Source organism: Catellatospora sichuanensis, assembly GCF_007483665.1.
Lineage (GTDB): Bacteria > Actinomycetota > Actinomycetes > Mycobacteriales > Micromonosporaceae > Catellatospora > Catellatospora sichuanensis.
Window position 1 is genome coordinate 87,741 of record NZ_ML660192.1, and the last position, 19,047, is coordinate 106,787.

Consider the following 19,047-nt stretch of genomic DNA (forward strand, 5'->3'; position numbering starts at 1 on the left):
GGACGGCCGAGGAGATCACCGACCACGTCTGGTCTTGCACACCGATCTCCTTCAATTCTTCGACGTCGGCCACTCCCGGAAGGTCGCGTGGGCCGACCGGCCCGAGGCAGCCCGACTCCTGGCCGCGATCTGCGACCCGGACCGCGGATTCGACGCGATCGTGGTCGGCGAGTACGCGCGGGCGTTCTACGGCAGCCAGGCGATCCACCTCGCGCCACTGCTGCGCGAGCACGGGGTCCAGCTGTGGTTGCCGGAGGTCGCCGAACCGGTCGACCTGGCAATCCGACGCACCAGGCGCTGCTGATGCTGCTAGGAGCCCAGGCCAAGCAGGAGGTGCAGCAGGCCCGGTTCCGTACCACCGCCGCCATGCAGGCCCAGGCCCGCGAGCAGGGCCGCCACCTCGGTGATCGCCCGCCCTACGGGTACCGGATCGTCGACGCCGGACCGCACCCCAACACGGCGCACGCGGCATGGGGCCGACGGCTGCACCGCCTCGCCCCGGGCCCCGCCACCGCGCCTGGATGAAATGGATCTTCGCCCAGCGGTGGGAAGGACATGCCATCGCCAGCATCGCCCGGATGCTCAGCGAGACAGGAGTGCCGTGCCCGTCAGTGGTCGACCGCGAACGCAACCCGCACCGGCCAGGCCAGGCGTGGCACCTTCGCACGGTCGCCGTGATCCTCGCCAACCCGCGCTACACCGGACGACAGGCCTGGAACCGCCAGCAGACCAAGCGCCGGCCCACCGATGACGATGTCCCCGGTGTGGCGGGAGTGCGGAGGCTCGCGCCGCCGCAGACGTGGGCGATCTCCGATAGGCCAGCTCATGAAGCGCTGGTCAGCGAGCATGACTTCATCGCCGCCCAGCCGATCCGATCAAGTTCCTGCGCGGCTGCGGCATCACGGTCGGATGCCGCGCGACGAGCATCTCGGTCGAACCCGATCAAGATGAGCCGATCACCGTTACGGAAGTCGACGTCGCCTTCCGGCCGACGAGGCGTGCTCGGGCCGCCATCGGCCCCCGGAACGGGAGCGGACCCGGTAGTTCAGCGGTCATCGCTGGGCTGTCGACGAGGAGGCGACGCGGGAATGGCGTTGTCGATGAGGACGGCGGCGATGGCGGCGGCGGTGGGGAAGGATTCGCTGTTGAGGACTCGGGTTCGGGCCGAGGCACCGTCGATGAGCAGCGCCAGTTGTTCGCCGAGTTGTTCGGGGTTGGTGGCGCCGGCTTCGCGGGCGGTTTCGGTGAGCCGCGCGGCGATGGCGGTCTTGTAGTCGCGCGCGTACTGGGATGCGGGGTGTTGGGGGTCGTGGAGTTCGACAGCCGCCGCGATGTAGGGGCACAGAGGCGTGGCCGCGGGTATCTCAAAGGCGGCGAGGAGTCGTTCGCGGGGTGTGAGGTCGGTGCGGTCGAACACCCCGGCCATGACGTCGGGATCGAATCGGCGCAGGTATTCGGTGAGGAGTTCGTCCTTACTGGCGAAGTGCTGGTAGGCCGTGCGCTTGGACACCTGGGCCACGGCGCAGAGTTGGTCCATGCCGGTGCGGTTGATGCCCTGATCGCGGAACAGCTGCTGTGACGCGCTGAGGATGCGCTCGCGTGCGCCCCTGCCGCGGCGCCGGCCCAGGGGGCCCTTCTCCGACTCCGTCATGCCTCCAGCATAGATCGCTCGGTACCGACCGGTGTACTTAGCTTGCGCCCCGACCAGACATCGGATACGTTAAGTAAACAGCTCGGTGTATTTAAGAGCCCGAACTGCTTCGGATACCCGTCAATTCAACGGAGTGATCATGGGAAAGCTCGATGGCAAGGTAGCGGTGATCACCGGCGGATCCACCGGCATGGCATTGGCCGGCGCCAAACTGTTCGTCGAGGAAGGAGCGCACGTCTTCATCCAGGCCCGGCGGCAGGAAGTACTGGACGACGCCGTCAAGCTGATCGGCCGCAACGTCACCGCCGTCCAGGGTGACGCGGCCGAACTGGACGACCTGGACCGCTTGTACGACACCGTCAAGCGGGAAAAGGGCTCGATCGACGTGTTGTGGGCCAGTGCCGGGATGGGCGAACCCGCCGTCCTCGGCGAGATCACCGAGGAGCAGTTCCACCGCGCCTTCTGGCTCAACGCGCGCGGCACCCTGTTCACCGTGCAGAAGGCACTGCCGCTGATCAACGACAACGGCTCGATCTTCATGACCGGGTCCAACGCCTCCCTCGGCGCCTTCCCCGGCTGGAGCCTCTATGCGGGAAGCAAAGCCGTCCAGCAGGCCTGGGCCCGCGTCTGGCTCAACGAACTGCGCGACCGCAAGATCCGGGTCAACGTCCTGACCCCCGGCCAGGTCGCCACCACCAAACAGGAAGAACTGTTCGACGAGGCAACCAGGGCCGCATTCGAGTCCCTCATCCCCCGCCGAACGATGGGCCGCCCCGAAGAAATCGCCACCGTCGCCCTGTTCCTCGCCTCCGACGACTCCAGCTACGTCAACGGCCTGGAACTGGTCACCGACGGTGGCACCACCGCCATCTGAACCACACATCAGGATTTCCTGCAGGAAGAGAGCACCTCATGAGCAGCATCACCCTCATCGGTACGGGGAACATGGCCCGCACCATCGGCACGCTCGCGGTCGCGGGCGGCAACACCGTCGAGGTCACAGGACGCGATCAGTCCAAGGCCGATGACCTGGCAAAGGCCCTGGGCGGCGGCGGTGCGACGACGGGCGAGTGGGGCGCCGTCCCAGCTGGGGACATCGTCATCACGGCCCTGTTGTACAACGCTGTCGTTCCGGTCGTCGCCGAGTACGGAGACGCCCTCGCGGGCAAGGTCATCGTCGACATCAGCAACCCCTTCAACGCCACGTTCGACGGACTGGCCCACAGCGGGGAAACCTCGATCGCGCAGGAAGTCGCCAAGGTGGCCCCGGCCAGCGCGAGCGTGGTTAAGGCGTTCAACACCATCTTCCGCAATGTCCTGGAGAAGGGCCGGCCCAACGTCTTTCTCGCTGGCGACAGTGCGCAGGCCAAGGCTAACGTGGCGGCATTCATCGAAAGCCTCGGACTGCGCCCGCTGGACGTCGGCGGCCTGAGAATGGCGCACTGGCTGGAAGGGCTGGGCGTGGTCACGGTGGGCCTCGCAGGCAACGGGGTTGGCCACTGGGACTTCGCCCTCGGCGTCAACGAATTCACCGGCTGAGCCCCCGGGGCTGAGCTGTCTCGTCGCTGAGCCGGGCGACATCGCCGACCTTCATGAGCCACCTCGCCATGCTCGAAGCCAAGCCCGACTGCGGCGACGCCACCACCTGGCTCGAACCCGTCCCGGATCAGCGGTCCCAGGAGGCAAACCAGCATTGACGCAGGTTGGCTACGACCTACCGGTGGCGGAGTGTCGTGTTGGCGGATGGCGGCCCAGCCGGCTGAGTATCCGGCCGGATCGGCTTGAGTAGGAAAGCTCTGACGCCCACCGCGTCGGCCGAGCACGATACGGGCATGCCATTGGGTAAAGAAGAAGAAGCCGCACTGCAGCGGCTCGTCGCGGAGGGCAGGCTGACCGTGGATCAGGCCGGCGCCGTCCGGCACGCCTTCGCCGCCGCTCCAGTCAAGCAGTTCGGCTGGTTGGCCGAAGCAGGCGGCTATACCGGGGGCGCGCTGATGGCCGTCGGTGCGTTGCTGCTGCTGGGCACCGCCTGGAATGACCTGGGATACCTCGCCAAGGTCGCCATCCTGGTAGGAGTCGCCGCTGTCATGGTCGTCGCAGCCATCGCATTCGCCGGAGCAGCGGGTATGCGGGCGACGGCCGGGGCGCGGGGCCGAGCCGCAAGCGGGTTGCTGGCCCTGGCGTCCGTCCCGCTCGCCACGGCGGCGCTGGTCGCGGCGGATTCGCGGGTTGACGTGCATCAGCCCACCTATGCGATGCTGGCCGGGCTGGGCGCGTCGATCGTCGCCATGTTGGTGCGGTCCAGCACGTTCAGCGTCGTCTGCACCGGGCTGTGGAGCGCCGGTGCGGTCAGCGTCACGCTGGTCGACCTGGCCGATGCCGAAGCACTCGGCACTGGACTCGCGCTCGTCGCGGCCGGGGTGGTCTGGATCGTGCTCAGCTTCGCCTCGCTGATCGCACCGCGGGCACTGGGGCTGCTCATCGGCGGTGCGCTTGCCATCATCGGCGGGCAGGTGCCGCTGTTCGGTTCCGCTCCCAGCGTCTGGGGGTACGGGTTGACGGGTGCGACGGCGGCGGCCTGCTTCCTGTTCTACCGCAGCACTCGGGCCACGGTGATGCTGTTCGGTGCCGTCGTGGGGGTCACCATCGCCGTACCGGAGCTGGTCTACGACGTCACCGACGGTGGGTTGAGTCCGGCCGTCATCGTCCTGATCACTGGCGTGGTGCTGGTGCTGGCGAGCCTGCTGGCGCTGCGATTGCGGTCCACGGCGCCGGTGTCCGCGCAGGAGGAAGGCGTCGCCGCCTAAGCAGTGTCTATGCCCCGGGCCAGCGTCTAGTGGGGTCCACGGGAGTTCGGTCTGGAACCCACGCCAGAACGACCTGGCCTCGCACATCGGCGTCGGCGGGCATGCCCCAGACCACATCAAGGCTGAGCGTCTCCGCCACCTTTTGAGCCGAGCACGCAAACTCGAACTCGAAGATGTCGTCGTCGTCGGCGTGGTCTTCTGGCCGACCTGGGATGTTGAACTGATCAAGGTAGTGCTGCTCGATCGGGAGCGGGTCGCCCAACGATGTCCAGGGGGCAAGGCTGTTGTAGCGGCGCACAGTGTGGCCGTCACGAGCGATGAGCCAGGCGGATCCGTCGCCCTGGGAGCCCCAGTAGAAGGCGTGAGCTTCGCCGTAAGTCCCGCTCAGCGCCTCAACGAGTAGCCGCACTTCTTCCCGGCGGCTCGAATCGGCGGGGTTGCACCAGGGACCGACCACGGCAGTCCAGCCGTTGATCTCACCCGTCACGCACACCAATCCCGTGTCCCTGCCGTGACTGGCGTCGTCCACCACGTCCCTGGCAAGCGCGTAGGTCGTGGGTTGCGGGTCGGAAAACCCGAGCATCCCCATGATGCCTGCCTGGTCGCCACCCGCGATGCAGAGCCAGTAGTTCCAGCAGGAGTCCAGCGGCTGAGGACGATCGCCAACGATCACGCCAGCAAGATGGCCGCGCTCCGCCGATGCAGGAAGGCGTATGCCGAAGCCGATTCGTTAGTGCTGCTCACTGAGCTCTCCAGGATGAACGCCGGTTGGGCGGTTGCCGACAGCACTGTCGCCGCCCGACCAGCCCAGGCCGAAAAGGGCCCGCCCCGCCTGGCCTCGCGGTGATTTTGTTCCCCACTTGCGGCACCAAATGTCGCCGAGCTTGAGCGCCAGCTATATCTGACGGGTCTCGATGTTTGCTAGTTTCGGCACCGCCCCGGATGCCGGTTTCACCTTGTTGTCGCCTCAGCGATCCGCTCACGGACGGTGACGAGCTACGCGGCAGGGCCCGCGCGCATCGCGGCATGAGCGCGCACCTGGCCCTGTCGAGCCGCAGGCTGAGGCGACTCCGTGCGGAGGGCGACAAATGCCGTCACCAGGCGCTGCGCGCTAGCGAAGCAAGAACCGGATCAGCCGCGAGCTGGGGCCATGTGACTCAGTACTGCGTGAGTTCCCACGGTTGAACCAGGTCGGTGTCCGGCAGGGCCGTCTGGCCGAGCATGCTCCCGTACGACAGGCCGCGCCGTGGCGGGCGGAGCGCTGTGCTAGTTCGCGTGCCGAGCTGGCGGGCTGCCTCGGCGAGCACGATGCCGGTGAGGAGGCGGTAGCGGCCGGGTTCGCCCGGCACGGCGACTCGGGCGAACTCGGCGTCCGACGGAGGTTCCCACCCGTCGCCGTCTGGGATGACGAGCACAGTGCCGGTGCCGGTCAGCTCGGTGCGGTGCAGGGCAGGCCCGTCGACGTCTGGTGCGCAGACGACGACCCGGCTGCCGTGCGGCGGCGACCAAGCGTCGCCGGCCGGCACGACGCGCAGCGGGTTGCGGTGGCTGCGAGCGGCGGCACGGGCCTCGTTGCGGACCGGACGCGGCGTGCCGAACCACACCTTCTCGCGGTCGTCGACCGTGACGGTCTGCCAGCCGAACGCGGCCGCCGAACGCAGTGAGCTTCCGGCCTCGACGTGGTCGCGCGGCGCGGCGAGCAGTACGGCTGGGCGGTGCGACTCGGGGCGCGGGGCGCGTGCCTGGCGGCGGCCGTTCGCGTCGAGCAGGTAGTACAGGGCCACGGCCGCCGCGGTAGCCACGTTGAGGGTGTTCACGCTACGGCCCGGCATCGGGATCTGCACTGTCTTCGCTGCGCCGCGCAGGACGTCGGGCCGGATGCCGCGGCGCTCGTTGCCGACCACGATGGATGCTCCGACGTGCAACGGCCCGGCACGGTACACCGACTCGGCCCCTGGCGTGTTGTCCACGGCGACGAGCGGGCCTGGGCCGCCGAGCAGCGCAGCGGTATCCACCGTGGACAAACCCGGAAGCTGTTCGGCGAGACCACGGCTGTCGCGGAAGGTGCACGGTACTGCAAACATCCGCGCGGCTTCGGCAAGGGCCTGCGCGTTGGCGGGGTTCTCCACACCATCGCCGACCAGGCGAGCGCGCGGGCTCACCACTGTGCCGCCCAGGCGTGCCGTGCGCGCACGGCGTACGCGTCCGCACGGCGTTCATGGTCGGCGGTGCGCATCGCACGAGTGCGGTGCTTGCGGGCGGCCTGCTGGATCACGTGGTGGCCGATCTCGTGCATGAGGCCGTCGAAGAGCATGAAGTCGCGCAGGCTGTTACCGGGCCAGTCGACCCTGGTGCCGGCCTGGCCGGTCACGACCCGGGCGCCGGCGCGCCGCAGGCGTGCCGTAGCCACGTCGGTAAGCCGACCGAACAGATCCCACGGGGGCGCGGGCTGCTCGAACAGCAGCACGAGCCCTGGCACGCGCAGCGCCGCGACAGCCGGACCGGTGCCGGACGCCGGCTGCTGCCGCAGCTCGATACCACGCAGGCCGTACGCCGCAGTGGGCCCGAAGAAGGTCAGAACCTCAGCGATGTCGGCCGGGTCGGCTGGATGCACGAACCCGCGTCGCGGCGGGCAGACTCGTACGGGTACGGGTACGGGTGCCCCGGCCCGACGGCTGGCGCGCATCGGGTACGGGTCGGTGTGCAGGCTACGGCTCAACGGCGCTCACCAGAAGTATGTATCAGCGCAGCCGCACAGCACGCCACCGGGTTTCCGCCATCTCCACGCCAGCGGGCGCCCGCTCATCGGCCAGTTTCGTGTACACGCCAGGCGGAAGGCACGCTGATCAACCCTACGGAGAGTTCACTGCTACAGATTCCGCCTTCGCCTGGATCGCGGGCGGAATCGCGCTTGCGTCGCTGGCGCTGCTGGGCGCGTTGCTGTTCCTCCGCAGCGATGATCCGGCCCGCCGGCTAATCGAGTTGATTCGGGCTTGGCGGCGCCAGTGAGGACTGTTCTGCGCACAGGGCGCCCGACGCGCCTGGCACCCGAGTCCCCTTACCTAACCTTGAAGCGGCCCCACTTCCTGCGTCCCACCCACTGAGCGAGCCGCCCGAAACGCACCCCGAGACGCAGCCCACGATCATCGTTTGAACAGGCAAAACAGCTCCAGAGATGAAGTCTGGAGTCTCCGGGGTTACATGAACCCTAAGTACATGATCACGATCGCCGGTGACCTGCCGCTTTCATGATCGCCCCGCCGGGCGGCGATGATATTTACGGCCGCCACCCCAGTGGCCTGCCTGCTGACAGCAGTCGGGCTGCCTGGCGCGTCTACCCGTACGCCACACCCCTGGACGTGATCCGCGCGGGAAGAGCGCCGCTGATGATCCAGGTTCGCCCGTCGGGGCGTGGCAGCGCCGTCACCGACCACACAGAGCCCTTGTGGCCGGTGAGTTCGGTGTGTTGGTGTCCCGTGTCGGGGTTCCACACCCGCGCCGCTCCCCCGCGGTCGCCGCTGACGATCCGGGTTCGACGCGATCGTGGTCGGCGAGTATGCGCGGGCCTTCTACGCAACCCGGGCCATCCATCTCGCGCCGCTGCTCCAGCAGCACGGCATGCAGCTGTGGCTGCCGGAGGCTGACGGCCCGTCGACCTGGCCGGCCCGATGCATCAGGCGCTGCTCGTCATGCTGGGTGGCCAGTCCAGGCAACCGCCACCGTCGAGAAGTCGAGCTTGGCGCAGGAACCGGCGCAATGTCGCTGAAGTGGGAGGTTTGCCAGGTATTTCGATAGCCTGCACGCCATGACTGAGCAGCGCTTTGAAGAGATCGCGCAAGAGCTGAGAGAACTCCAGCCGCTGAACAACAACGACTGTGCCAGATTCGCTGCTCTCGTCGTGCCGCACGGGCTGGATCTCGAAGGGCGGCCGGGCGACGAGGCGGACGCCGCCGTGCGCGACCTGCTGAACCGGGCACGCTGGTGGTCGGACGAGGAATCCAGCTGGCAGTGGCCGGAGGACTGGTGGGTGAGCTTTCCCGGCGAGTCGCCGCCGGAGCTGCACCGCCTCGATCCGGGTGAGTTGCAGGTCCTGGCGGATGGGGTCGATTCGTGGATGAGCGAATCCTGGCTCCTGCTCAACCAGTACGAACCGGAGCCGGCGGCGGGCCTGCCACGGCTACAGGAGCTGCTGCGCGACCTGCTGCGCACCTACCGGGAGTGGGTGCTCGGCGGTCTGGATGCCGCACCGGCGCTTGCCTACCATCATCGGCTTCCGTTCGCCGCCGACGACGAGGAACTCTACGGCTACCTTGTTCTGGTGGGCGGGCAGCGGCTGGGCATCCTGCTCATCGACTACAGCGTTTGATTTTTCGGGCCTGTCATCCGGCCGCCTGGTCAGCATCGATGACTGCTTGATGACGAACAGCTTGTCGAACAGCCGCGCGAGGTACCGCTGACCTCCAGCCGTGATGCGATCGAGGCGTTGGCGCTCCGGCCTCCAGCAGGTGCAGAATCTGCGTTTCGCGAGATCGGGCGCGGACGGCCGGCAATTGGCCGGAACGCGCCGGATGCAGGGAAACCGCCGGATTTCAGACGCGCACATAGAGCGCGTTCAGGATCTTCCAGCCGGTCGCCGTCTTCACGAGGTGCAGGTATTCACGGTAGATCGCGCTCCGCACTGTGACGGTGGCGATCCGCTGGCAGACCTCGTGGACCGTGACGTCGTAGGCGAAGTCGGCGGGCTTTTCAGCTACACCTTCACCGTCGCGAGTCCAGCCGATCATGTCGGCTGCAGTCATCGCCGCGGAGATCTGGGCGCCATCAGCGCCGACCTTCGTCAGGGCCGGATGCAGAGCCCGCTCCATCCGCAGGGCGTCACCGGCGAACCAACCCTCCCAGTAGTCCTTGACGGTCGCGACGATCGCGTCCTCGTCGTCCATCTGCGCCTCCCGCGTCAATGGGTCTACGCGAATGTAGCCCGCGTCGCACGCCCATAGGCGGTCATGGCCGGTACCGCCGAGTTGCCACCAACTACTGCGGCTGCCAGCGGTGGTGCCGTGAGCGAACCCGCGCTACACCGGGGCGGCAGGTGTGGAACCGGCAGCACACCGAGCGGGAGATGACCGCAGACGGGCTGAAGTCCAAGCGCAACGGAAACCCTGTCGGCCAGTGGGCGGTCACGCAGCACCTTCGCACCCAGCCCAGGTCAGCGAACCGACTTCGCCGCCGCTCAGGTGATTAGCGCGATCCCGGTTCCGGAGCAGGGCGGCATCCGTGCGTACGCTTTCGTCGCTCTGCTGATATGCGACATCTGCGGGCGGTGGCTGGACTCGCGCTAGGTCAACAACCGGCCGGGGCACCGCTGCCGCCACGGCCACTTCAGCGCCAAGACCGCCACAGGGGGCCAGCCCGGCAACCTGTACCTGCGTCAAGACCACGCTGCGGATCAGATCCGGGCCGTACTGATCAACCTCGGCATCCTAGACGCCGCCGACGGCCGCGCCCAAGATCCAACGGCGGTCGCGACGGTCGCCCGTTCCCACGAGATGACCTTCGCCCGCGGACACGGAGCCGTCGAAGCAAACATCGATGCAAGATCATGCAAAAGCGGCTCTCACCAAGAGATGAGAACCGCTCATGGGGTTAACGTGTCCGAGGGGCTACATGAACCCCAAGTACATGATCACGATGGTAGCTGACCTGCAACTTCCCTACCGGTCCACCCGTGGTGAGGCCGGCCGGGTTCAGCTCGGCGGAGACCGCGAGGTCCTCGTCGACCTTCGCGATGAACGCGTCGACGCGATCGAACCATCCGTGTCGGCGGGCCCAGGCGCACAGCGCGTCGAGGAAGCCGATCAGATCCTGCAGAACCACCACTTCCGGGGTCCCACCAACTGAGTGAGCCGGTCGAAACGCAGCAGAAAAGCGGTTTGCGCCCGTGGCGGGCGTCCCCGAGCAGGGCGCTGGAGGCCGACGCCGGTGACTGTTCAGAGGGTTCGGGGACCTGCGGCGCGGCGCAGGCGATTGGCATTCGCGAGCCCAGTCCCTGCTCGGCGGGCAGGGAGCGACGATGAGGTCGCATCCTTGCCGGTCGAGTTCGCGTAGCAAGCCGTACAGTTCGCGCGTGTAGGCGTCCTGTGCCGGGGGCACCGCGACGACCGCGTGCACCTTGACCGCGTCGTCGGCGAGCGGGGCGAGAACGGGAACGCCTACGGCGTGTTCACGCGCTCAACGAACTGGCGGAGCCGAAATGGCGGGCATCGCGGCCGGATCGGCGAACAGGGCCGGCAGGTCCCTGACGGGGATGCGAAGATCGTGCAGCGGGAATCCCAGATGGGCGTACATGATGTAGGTCGACCAGTCCCGGTTCTGCAGCGCCAGCGCCTTTCGGGCTTCCACCAGGGCCGCCTCGGCGGGGTAGCCATCGGCGAATGCCCGGTAGAACTCCCCCGCGAAGCGCATGGCCGTGGTGTCGAGCACGGTCCGCGTCGTCGCGATCACGGCTGGAACGCCTTGTTGGACGAGCCGCTGAGCCATGCCTGCGGCGAGGTCCCGGACCTCGGCCGAGCCGGTCAGGCAGCCGTTGAGGACGGCCAGGGCGATGCCGTGGTCCTGCAGCATCAGGCCGAATTCGTCTGCCGCGACGGGGTCGGGGCCTCCGTCGGTGTTGAGCAGGACAAGGAATCCCTGGTCGTTCTGTATTACTCCGTGTCCGACGAAGTGGACGACGTGGGGCGCGAACTCTCGCAGTGCATGCTGAAGCTGTTGCTTGGTCGCTGCCTGAAGGACATGGAGCCGAGCAGCGCCGAGCCGGAGTGCCGATGCCATCGCTTGCTCGACGATGATCGGTTCCTGATCTGCGCCGGGTAGCGGCGCGTCGGAGGGACTCGCGGTGATCAACAGGATCCGGACGGCGCCGACGATGTGCGGCTCGACGAAGCGCGCGACCTCGGTAACCTCACGGATCACGGAGACCTTGAGTGTCTGTCCTGCCAGTACGCGGTGGCTTGGCAGGTACAGACATTCCCAGGGCAGGCCGATCAGAGCCTGGTCTTGCGTACGGACGGTCAAACGGACCCTGTCTGCGGCTGACAGTCTTTGTGCCATGGTCCTCGCGGAGTTCGTGTCTTTGCCGATCGTGGAGGTCCACAGCAGCTTGCCGATCTCGGTGATCGCCTCCTTGGCTGACAGCCCTGCGGGCCGTGGACGTCGGATCGCGTCGCGGGTGGCGGGTGCGCGGTCGGGGTCCTCGAGCCGACGGCTGCCGTCGGATGACCAGGGCAGTCGGTCAGTGAGTTCGCGTATGCGCGCCAGGGGGATCTCGACCAGGATCGGATCGTTCCCGCCCAGGGCGATCGATGCGGAGGCCACGCTGTCCTGTCCTGCGCCAGAGCCGGGTGACACCTCCAGTAGGAGTTGCTCATAGGCCACGGCGACGTTGAGCCTTTCCGCGGCCGCCGACGCGACTGGAGCCGAGGGTGTGGCTGAAACCTGGAGCGCCGTCGGTTCACCGCTGACTGCGGCCGTGCTGCTGGCCAGGGCTGGCGGCATGGCGAGGAACTCGCCCAGGCGGTCGTCGGTGGTGATGTGCTGCAGGCGGGCGGGCAGGGTCAGGTCTCGATCGCCGCCGACGACGATTGCCTCGAGGGCGTGGAGACGATGGAGGGCTTGCGGGCCGTAGGCCCAGTTGGCAATCTCCGGCCAACGTAGGCAGAGCAGTTCCGACTTCGCGAACCGTCTGCGGTCGATGATCTCTTGTGCCAGCCACAGACGCAGTTGCGTGTCAGGGAAAGTGGTGACACCCGCCGTCAGCACGATCCTCGCTGCGGCCCCTAGCAGGCCGGTAGCGGCGGTCAACATCGCCTTGAGCCGGGAATCGGCCACACCACGAACAGCGGGTTCGGCTTTCGGAAGGACCGTGCCGAAGTACTCGACCGGTATCGCGCTGATGCGTGGCCGGTCGTATAGCACGGCGCCGTTCATCGGGTCGCGGAGCAGTTCCCGGCAGAGCGCAGGCAGCGTGCCGGCCTCCAGGGCGGGCTTCTGGTCCGGCTGGTCGATGATGTCGTCGAGCCAGCGGTCGAGGGCGACCGTCGTGCGGGTGAAGGCGTCGCTGCCGGTCTTCAGTCGAAGGATCAACTCATCGAACACCTCGCGTGCGTCCTGGCGCAGGCGCAGCACCCGGTGCAGATACTTGGTGCTGAGACTGAGTACGCTCGTCGTCTCGAACTCAGCCAACGTTGTCTGGATGACATAGGCCAGACGTGGGTCGTTTCCCTGGGGCGTTCCATCAGCGTCGGGATGGGCGCCGGCCGTGGCCAGCATGACCCGTAGGGCTCTGTGGGCGATGCCGGACAGGACAGGTGGGCGTAGGAACGCGGCGCGGAGCTCAGGTTCGGTCCGTAGCGCGTGCGCGAGGTCGCCTGGGGGGAACTGCTCGGTGGTGCAGGCTTTTTCGTGATCGCTTAGCCATGCCTTCAGCGCCGCAGGATCGCCGGTAGCCGTTTCCCGGATCGTTTCGAAGGCCGCCGGAGCCAGTGCGTTCAATCGTGTGAGCTTGTGGAACGCGAGTATCAACATGCCGCGCGTACGGTTCTCGCCCTCGGTGGGGTGCTCAGTCCGCGTCGAGTAACGGTAGGACAGTAGCGCGGACTGTTGTTTGATGCGGCGGGGATTGCCGTCCAGCGCCTCCACCAGCAGGTCCGACCCGACTGCCCACTCCGGTGCGCACGCGGCGACCAGGCCGTGTGCCCGGGTCGGGATCGGCCGGGGTAGCGGGATGCCGAGCTGGATGATCTTCTCCAGGTAAGCGCGGGCTTCCGAGTCACCGACGACGTGATCGGTGTCCTTGAGCCGCACCTGTAGACCGCGAGCGACCACACGTTCGTCCGCAGCGATGAGGAAGAGGCATTGTGCGCGTACTTGGCTGCTCTCGAAGAAGAAGATCTTCATTGTCTCAAGGACGTCGAGGGCGACCTCAGGCAGACAGCGATCAAGATCGTCGATGATCACGACCAGCTTGCGGTCGGCGGCACGCTCGAAGAGCTCCTGCAGGTCGGCGCGAACCTCCTCGATTGACTGGACGAGCGAAGGCGAGGGCCGGCCGCTGCCTGCGTCGAACAGCTGCGTAAACGGGTTGGGCGAAGTGGTCACCGCCGTCAGGGCGTCGGCGGCCAGGCGCAGCAGTCGTCCGGCGTTCGGGCCGCCAGCGCGTTCGGATGCGGTGCGGCTGGCGATGCCGGCTGCGATCGCGAGCCTGCTTACCAGCCGTTCGTAGCGTTCCCGGGGGTCGTCGACCGCAGCGAGCCGCAGTGTGAACGCGGGCGCGTGCAGGATCCTGCGCAGGCGTGCCCGCCATGCCATGTCCTCGTCGGCTGGCGCCGGGGCGGGGCAGCCGCACAGGTTGTAGGCGACACGTTCGGTCAGGGCCTGCCAGATCAGGTCGGCCGAGACGTAGGGCCAGGCGCTGAATCGCACGACCTCGAGCTGTTCCCAGCCTTGCTGGGTGTTGAGCTCGTGCACCAACATGTTCGCGAAACTGGTCTTTCCCGCGCCCCACGGCCCGTAGACGCCGACGCTGAAGGGCAAAGTCACCCGCCGCAGGAACCCGGCCAGCTTGCGTGCTTGGTCGCTGAACCCGAGCAGGTCCTGGTCGGGTACCAGCAGGGCGCTCTCCGAGAGGGCCTCGCTCATGCGTGCCTACGTGCGGCGACGAGCAGGGCGATGCCGCCACCGGCCCCGGCAACCCACCAGGAGGTCGCGTCGGCCACGACCAGCAGCGCGAGCAGGGCTAGCGCGCCGAGCACGACGGGCCATGTCGTCAGCGGTCCGACCCAGCGGTTGAGCAGCATCATCGTCAGCAGAAGCGTGGCCAGGGCCACGGTCGAGGCGGCCGCCCGCAGTCCGCGAGCGTGCGAGGCGGCGTTTTTGACGGCCTCGCCATGTTTGCGTTCGGCCGCCGTGGTCGCCTTCGACAGTGCGAGTTGCTGGCGTATCTGTTCGGTCGCCAGTGTCTTGCGCAGGGCATCCAGGCGCATGACGGTGTTCAGGCGGTTGGTGGTGTGTGCTGCCGGCGAGAGGGCAGGCGAGGCGGTTGCCGTGACCTGCGGCGGCTCGTCGCTGACTATTCCCACCCGGTGTTCAGCCAGTGCCTCGTGCACCTTGGCAAGCTGTGCCTGTGTCAATGCGAGTTCTTCTTTTGCGGCGAGGACCCCATGCTCGGCGTCGAAGTCGACCCGCGCTGCCACCGGGTCGGCGGGTTGCCGGTCCAGCATCGTCTGCAGCACCGGCCCCAGTGCGAACGCCGCTGTCGACAGCGCGATCATGGCGATCAGATCCAGCCGTGTCAGGTGCAGTTCGGGGGCCGACCGGTCCAGGTCGGCCGCCGTAGTCTTCTCCGGGAATGGGTCGAGCTGCCGGGCCACGAGATCATGCTATCGACGATGATGCACGCGTCGGCATCGTCCTGCGGCGCTGGCCAGTGCGTCGTTCGATGGGCATGTCTGGCCGTTTCGATGCGTGGATCGGCCGGTCCGATCCGCTAGGGCCGGGCGCTCGGCCTGGCCGGTTGTCAACGGACACGTGTCGGTCACTGGCGGACATGAAGATCCTTATGTCGGCGGACGTGGGTTCTCCCCGCGGGGTGAACCGGATCCCGCGACCGCGTGCCATTTTGCGCCGCGCTGTCGCTGCGGGAGTTGCCGTAGCGGTCTGGCGCGGCCTGCCGGCCGGCGAGGTGACCGGCGGCGCGGTCATACCCGGTGTTGTTGTAGTAGTCCGGCGACGCGGTCGATCTCGGCCAGGAATTCGTTCTCGAGCCCAACGTCCGTCCACAGTTCGAGGACCTCGGAGTTCGCCCCGGTAACCCGGCGCAGTGCAGCCAGTGCGAGGTCGACGAGGTGGGCCGGCACCGCGGTGAGTGGTTCGCCATCGGCGTACTCCGCCAGGAGGTGATCGCCCAGCTCGTGCAGGCAGACGAGGACACCGTCCGTGACGTGATCCATCGGTTCAACGAGATCGGCCTGGCCTGCCTGGACCCCCAGTGGGCGGGAGGCCGTCCCCGCCCGCTCAGTCCTGACGACGAACAGTTCGTCGTCACGACGGCCACCACCCGCCCGGCCAAACTCGGCCAGCCCTTCACCCGCTGGTCGCTGCGCAAACTCGCCACCTACCTGCGCAGGGTCCACGGCAGGGTGATCCGCATCGGCCGCGAGGCCCTGCGCCGCCTCCCCGCTCGCCGCGGTGTCACGTTCCAGCGGACCAAGACGTGGAAGGAGTCCCGGACCCCGACCGCGACGCCAAGCTCGACCGGATCGAGGAGGTCCTGGACCGGTTCCCGCAGCGGGTCTTCGCGTTCGACGAGTTCGGGCCGCTCGGGATCCGCCCCACCGCCGGCGCGGGCTGGGTAGCGCAGAGCCGCCCGCAGCGGCTGCCGACGACCTACCGTCGAACTCACGTCGTCCGGTACTTCCACGGCTGCTACTCGGTCGGCGACGACAGGCTGTGGGGCGTCAACCGCCGCCGCAAGGGCACCGCCACCACCCTGGCCGCGCTGAAGTCGATCCGCGCCGCACGGCCCGACGGCGCCCCGATCTACGTGATCATGGACAACCTCCGCACAAGAGCGAGAGCATCCGCCACTGGGCCAGGAACCGCGTCGAGCTGTGCTTCACCCCGACCTACGCATCCTGGGCAAACCCGTTCGAGGCCCACTTCGGCCCGCTGCGGCAGTTCACCATCGCGAACTCTCACCATTGCAACCACACCGCCCAGACCCGGGCGCTGCACGCCTACCTGCGCTGGCGAAACAACAACGCCCGCCACCCCGACGTACTGGCAGCCCAACGCCGTGAACGAGCCCGCGTCCGCAGCGAGAAGGGCATCCGCTGGGGCGGACGACCGCTCACCGCAGCGGCCTGACCAACCCGGCGAACGTATGCGGCCAGAGCACTAGGAGGTCGCGAGTGGCGTAGCCTCATCGCCATGGCTCAGTTCGTTTCGCCACGTTGATGCCGCACCCAGGGAAGTGGTGCCGTTTGTAGATGCCGGGGTCGAAAACTGGGCGATCGCCCGCAGGCCACAAGGCTGTGTGCGCCTGCCACCGCCCAGCTCATTGAGCGATGTCTGGGTTGCATAGCATCTCTGGCATCCAGGCGGCCGATATGCCGATAACGCGAATCGACGCTAGTTCTAAGTTTTGGCAAGCTGATTTTCGTATTGATGCTGAACAACGAGCAGAGGAACGGCGAAGCTATCGGCAACCTGCTCCAAGGCGGTATCGAGCTCATCACTAATATCACCCAGAAGCACCCGCATCCCGGCCGCCGGCGCTAGCAACTCGGCAGCAAATGCACGGGCCACTTTTTCATTGTAACTATGCGCCGGAGACATCAAGAATGCCGCACGGTCCGGCTCGGCCACGATCCTTCCGATCGCCTGCGCCTGACGGAACTTTATCCGCTGCGCATTTGAATGAAAGCCGGGAAAGGCCAACCCGCATTTTGATGATTTGACAGTTACGATACCTTGAATCCCTCTTGATGGCGCGTTTACAGCACTAACACCCACCCAGGGGGATGGGTCAAATGGATCTGTCGCAGCAATTGCAAGGTCTTGCCGCACCTTACGCGCTATCGCGTACCCCAAGGCCCAGGGCGGACCCGAGGAGCCCGGCGCGGAATTCGCCGCATAGAATATAGACAAATCCTCAATCGGTTGGTTTGAAGCGTCTGTGGCTGCCGTCAATGCTTGCCGCGCCCACGCTGCCGCGTCGGTCAAGCTGCGAATGTCTGCAGTGTCGAGAAAGTCCCCCCTGAGCTCTTCCGGTAGGCTGGCTGCAGCCTCGATAACTTCTTCTGCAACCGAGTTGCTCACTGAAAATGGATCGAGGCCGAGCCTTGCCACAGCCGTACAGAAAGCACTCTCTTCATCATCAAGCGATGCTATAGAGGACCACTCCTCAGCCAACTGCGTCTTTTTTTGACCGCTTTCAGCAAGCCTCTCAAGAACGTGCTCGACGACTGCAGCAAGGCCGCTAAGGACATCGTCAGTCTTTAGCGTTGCGTTTCCATTGGCCGCGAATCGAATAGGCCCTAGCAACGGTCGAGAGTCTGATCGCCAAACCAGGCGAGAGACCGCCCCTTCCGGGACTACGGTTAGGTTAGGCCATGGCATACCGTCCCCGGCTGCTCGAAAATTATGTTGACGCAGCCATGAATATGAGGACACGTTTGCCCATGACCAGTATCTTGTATCTATCGCAGAAGGCCGGATATGGTTGTTCAGCACCCACCAATTGGTTGCAATCCATTCGGCGAGTGGATATAGGGAGCCGAAAACTGATCGACGATACGTGCCGTCGCCAGTTTCCACCTGAGTAATGCAGGTATCGCCAACCCAAATTTCATAGCGCGCCCACGTGGCCGCGAGCTCCGGTGTGACAACACTGGGCGCGTCAAGCCACTCGATGCGGACTTCTAACGTTTTCATTCCAACCAGTCCGGCGCTTCGTGCTTGAGGATGGGGTAGCCCTTATAGCTACCAAGGCCTGCGTTGCTCAATCGTGCTTCATAAACTTGATCACCGATCCGCGCCCATGCGTATCGTGGAAATTCCAAATCAAAGCTTGCGCTGACATTTCCCAATCGAAATGCTTCACGGAGCCAGCTCGCGACTACTTCAAAGTCAAGTCCTCGGGGGCAAGCAGAAGCATCGCTCCGGAGTTTGCCGGGGCCAGCGCTCGTTATATAGTCTTTATGTTCCGGGCTTATTATATATGTCACTTTTTCTGCCATCGCTTCCAAATCAACCGCTTCGCCCGATAGATCTACTGCCCCTTCCACAAGGCGAGTATCTTTTCGGGGACGCTGGCGACCAGGTGAACGCATCAGCAAACCCCGCGTACTGCACGAAATGGTAGCGGTGTCATACCGGGAGCTTAGACGATGGCAGTCCGGCCAAGCCACTCTTGGTTGGCCTGACCGTTGTGCAGCCAGTGGGTTCGCTTGCGGCTAAGGTAGGCACTGGTAGAGCAGCACCCGGCTCTGGTCCGGGTTGACCGTGTCGGCGAGTGAGAACTGACCCTTGGCGGCGGGCGGGTTCCAGTACTTGTTGCAACACCCTTGATCATGTGAGGCGTGTTGATGGGAAGACGTGAGCGGAAGCGGCGGCTCGAACTCGAGTCGGAGTACTGGCGGCTGGTGACCTCCGAGGTAGGTACGGCGAGGCCTGGAGACTGTTGAAGATCGAGCGCAAGACCGGCTGCACCGGCGGCGTGCGGAGAACGGCCGCCGGTGCGGACGTCCGAGGGTGTACGTTCGAGCAGGTATCTGTCGCTGCTGGCACGGCAGGGAATCGCGGCGGCGAATACAAGTTTCCTCCCCGAATCGCGCACCGTTTCACCAGGTCATTCACTGTGTCCGCGACGGAACGGACGTGGGACGCAGGTGCACCGTGACCAAGCGCGAACACCTTACGGCATCGTCGCGGCGCTGGCCGCCGCGGGCGCACTGTCACGCCTGACGGTCCGCCCGGTCCCTGACACGGCAACCTGGCGAACCGTGTGCTTCTGGGGCCTGGCCACCCGGCAAC

At 66.4% G+C, this 19,047-nt stretch carries 17 protein-coding genes and 2 pseudogenes; 9 read left to right on the plus strand and 10 right to left on the minus strand.

The genetic code is table 11. The annotated features are described in order from the left end of the window. The first annotated feature begins 34 nt into the window (after window positions 1-34). From FLL47_RS44010 to FLL47_RS44020, 3 genes and pseudogenes are all read left to right on the plus strand, one after another. The gene (locus FLL47_RS44010) at window positions 35-304 is read left to right on the plus strand and encodes a recombinase family protein (protein ID WP_246157887.1); all 270 of its coding nucleotides are present in this window, start codon (window positions 35-37) and stop codon (window positions 302-304) included. After that, window positions 304-525 carry a hypothetical protein gene (locus FLL47_RS44015; RefSeq protein WP_246157888.1) on the plus strand — a complete coding sequence of 74 codons (222 nt, stop codon included), beginning with the start codon at window positions 304-306 and terminating at the stop codon, window positions 523-525. The genes FLL47_RS44010 and FLL47_RS44015 overlap by 1 nt, the downstream gene beginning before the upstream one ends. Beyond that, window positions 522-818: pseudogene (locus FLL47_RS44020) on the plus strand (recombinase family protein); the annotation flags it as partial. The gene FLL47_RS44015 and the pseudogene FLL47_RS44020, both read left to right, overlap by 4 nt. Before the next feature lie 227 nt (window positions 819-1,045). On the opposite strand, the gene FLL47_RS13685 reads toward FLL47_RS44020, so the two are convergent. Then, a complete protein-coding gene (locus FLL47_RS13685; RefSeq protein WP_144120890.1) occupies window positions 1,046-1,651 on the minus strand; it encodes a TetR/AcrR family transcriptional regulator in 606 nt (201 codons plus the stop codon). A 139-nt stretch (window positions 1,652-1,790) separates the two neighbouring features. On the opposite strand from FLL47_RS13685, the gene FLL47_RS13690 reads away from it, so the two are divergent. The 3 genes from FLL47_RS13690 to FLL47_RS13705 all read left to right on the plus strand — a co-directional run bounded on the left by FLL47_RS13690 (window position 1,791) and on the right by FLL47_RS13705 (window position 4,458). Beyond that, on the plus strand, window positions 1,791-2,525 hold the full coding sequence (locus FLL47_RS13690) for an SDR family NAD(P)-dependent oxidoreductase (protein ID WP_144120891.1): 735 nt from the start codon (window positions 1,791-1,793) through the stop codon (window positions 2,523-2,525). Between the two features lie 38 nt (window positions 2,526-2,563). Continuing rightward, a complete protein-coding gene (locus FLL47_RS13695; RefSeq protein ID WP_144120892.1) occupies window positions 2,564-3,190 on the plus strand; it encodes an NADPH-dependent F420 reductase in 627 nt (208 codons plus the stop codon). 293 nt (window positions 3,191-3,483) lie between these two features. Further along, on the plus strand, window positions 3,484-4,458 hold the full coding sequence (locus FLL47_RS13705; protein WP_144120893.1) for a hypothetical protein: 975 nt from the start codon (window positions 3,484-3,486) through the stop codon (window positions 4,456-4,458). Between the two features lie 7 nt (window positions 4,459-4,465). Here FLL47_RS13705 and FLL47_RS13710 read toward each other — a convergent pair whose 3' ends face one another. The 3 genes from FLL47_RS13710 to FLL47_RS13720 all read right to left on the minus strand — a co-directional run bounded on the left by FLL47_RS13710 (window position 4,466) and on the right by FLL47_RS13720 (window position 7,177). Beyond that, window positions 4,466-5,131, minus strand: coding sequence for a hypothetical protein (locus FLL47_RS13710; RefSeq protein WP_144120894.1), 666 nt, complete (start codon window positions 5,129-5,131; stop codon window positions 4,466-4,468). A gap of 484 nt (window positions 5,132-5,615) precedes the next feature. Next, the gene (locus FLL47_RS13715; protein ID WP_246157895.1) at window positions 5,616-6,473 is read right to left on the minus strand and encodes a TrmH family RNA methyltransferase; all 858 of its coding nucleotides are present in this window, start codon (window positions 6,471-6,473) and stop codon (window positions 5,616-5,618) included. A gap of 143 nt (window positions 6,474-6,616) precedes the next feature. Further along, window positions 6,617-7,177: a hypothetical protein gene (locus FLL47_RS13720; RefSeq protein ID WP_144120896.1), complete on the minus strand. Its 561-nt coding sequence runs from the start codon at window positions 7,175-7,177 to the stop codon at window positions 6,617-6,619. A 1,086-nt stretch (window positions 7,178-8,263) separates the two neighbouring features. Between FLL47_RS13720 and FLL47_RS13725 the strand changes: the two genes are divergently transcribed. Further along, a complete protein-coding gene (locus tag FLL47_RS13725; RefSeq protein ID WP_144120897.1) occupies window positions 8,264-8,824 on the plus strand; it encodes a hypothetical protein in 561 nt (186 codons plus the stop codon). Window positions 8,825-9,047: 223 nt separating this feature from the next. On the opposite strand, the gene FLL47_RS13730 is transcribed toward FLL47_RS13725, so the two are convergent. Next, entirely contained in the window at window positions 9,048-9,398 is a 351-nt protein-coding gene (locus tag FLL47_RS13730) for a nuclear transport factor 2 family protein (RefSeq protein WP_144120898.1), read from the minus strand. Window positions 9,399-10,122: 724 nt separating this feature from the next. Here FLL47_RS13730 and FLL47_RS13735 point away from each other — a divergent pair. Next, window positions 10,123-10,356, plus strand: a complete 234-nt coding sequence (locus tag FLL47_RS13735; RefSeq protein ID WP_144120899.1) for a hypothetical protein — start codon at window positions 10,123-10,125, stop codon at window positions 10,354-10,356. A gap of 330 nt (window positions 10,357-10,686) precedes the next feature. Here FLL47_RS13735 and FLL47_RS13745 read toward each other — a convergent pair whose 3' ends face one another. The 3 genes from FLL47_RS13745 to FLL47_RS42905 all read right to left on the minus strand — a co-directional run bounded on the left by FLL47_RS13745 (window position 10,687) and on the right by FLL47_RS42905 (window position 15,461). Continuing rightward, window positions 10,687-14,151 carry a P-loop NTPase fold protein gene (locus FLL47_RS13745; RefSeq protein WP_144120900.1) on the minus strand — a complete coding sequence of 1,155 codons (3,465 nt, stop codon included), beginning with the start codon at window positions 14,149-14,151 and terminating at the stop codon, window positions 10,687-10,689. Continuing rightward, window positions 14,148-14,882, minus strand: coding sequence for a hypothetical protein (locus FLL47_RS13750; RefSeq protein WP_144120901.1), 735 nt, complete (start codon window positions 14,880-14,882; stop codon window positions 14,148-14,150). Before FLL47_RS13750 ends, FLL47_RS13745 begins: the two co-directional genes overlap by 4 nt. Window positions 14,883-15,209: 327 nt before the next feature. After that, window positions 15,210-15,461, minus strand: coding sequence for a hypothetical protein (locus FLL47_RS42905; RefSeq protein WP_186315722.1), 252 nt, complete (start codon window positions 15,459-15,461; stop codon window positions 15,210-15,212). On the opposite strand from FLL47_RS42905, the pseudogene FLL47_RS13755 reads away from it, so the two are divergent. Then, window positions 15,411-16,377: pseudogene (locus FLL47_RS13755) on the plus strand (IS630 family transposase); the annotation flags it as partial. The gene FLL47_RS42905 and the pseudogene FLL47_RS13755 overlap by 51 nt on opposite strands. Window positions 16,378-16,647: 270 nt before the next feature. Here the strand turns inward: FLL47_RS13755 and FLL47_RS13760 are convergent. Together FLL47_RS13760 and FLL47_RS13765 are read right to left on the minus strand one after the other, a co-directional pair. Continuing rightward, a complete protein-coding gene (locus FLL47_RS13760; protein ID WP_144120902.1) occupies window positions 16,648-17,946 on the minus strand; it encodes an ImmA/IrrE family metallo-endopeptidase in 1,299 nt (432 codons plus the stop codon). Further along, window positions 17,943-18,299, minus strand: coding sequence for a hypothetical protein (locus tag FLL47_RS13765; RefSeq protein WP_144120903.1), 357 nt, complete (start codon window positions 18,297-18,299; stop codon window positions 17,943-17,945). Before FLL47_RS13765 ends, FLL47_RS13760 begins: the two co-directional genes overlap by 4 nt. Window positions 18,300-19,047 lie beyond the last annotated feature (748 nt).

Excerpts from the sequence above, each read along its gene's own strand:
- FLL47_RS13695 (WP_144120892.1), top strand. The coding sequence starts at position 2,564 with ATGAGCAGCATCACCCTCATCGGTACGGGGAACATGGCCCGCACCATC.
- FLL47_RS13730 (WP_144120898.1), bottom strand. The coding sequence starts at position 9,398 with ATGGACGACGAGGACGCGATCGTCGCGACCGTCAAGGACTACTGGGAG.
- FLL47_RS13760 (WP_144120902.1), bottom strand. The coding sequence starts at position 17,946 with ATGAAAACGTTAGAAGTCCGCATCGAGTGGCTTGACGCGCCCAGTGTT.
- FLL47_RS13685 (WP_144120890.1), bottom strand. The coding sequence starts at position 1,651 with ATGACGGAGTCGGAGAAGGGCCCCCTGGGCCGGCGCCGCGGCAGGGGC.
- FLL47_RS13745 (WP_144120900.1), bottom strand. The coding sequence starts at position 14,151 with ATGAGCGAGGCCCTCTCGGAGAGCGCCCTGCTGGTACCCGACCAGGAC.
- FLL47_RS13735 (WP_144120899.1), top strand. The coding sequence starts at position 10,123 with ATGAACCCCAAGTACATGATCACGATGGTAGCTGACCTGCAACTTCCC.
- FLL47_RS13690 (WP_144120891.1), top strand. The coding sequence starts at position 1,791 with ATGGGAAAGCTCGATGGCAAGGTAGCGGTGATCACCGGCGGATCCACC.
- FLL47_RS44015 (WP_246157888.1), top strand. The coding sequence starts at position 304 with ATGCTGCTAGGAGCCCAGGCCAAGCAGGAGGTGCAGCAGGCCCGGTTC.
- FLL47_RS13705 (WP_144120893.1), top strand. The coding sequence starts at position 3,484 with ATGCCATTGGGTAAAGAAGAAGAAGCCGCACTGCAGCGGCTCGTCGCG.
- FLL47_RS42905 (WP_186315722.1), bottom strand. The coding sequence starts at position 15,461 with ATGGATCACGTCACGGACGGTGTCCTCGTCTGCCTGCACGAGCTGGGC.
- FLL47_RS13725 (WP_144120897.1), top strand. The coding sequence starts at position 8,264 with ATGACTGAGCAGCGCTTTGAAGAGATCGCGCAAGAGCTGAGAGAACTC.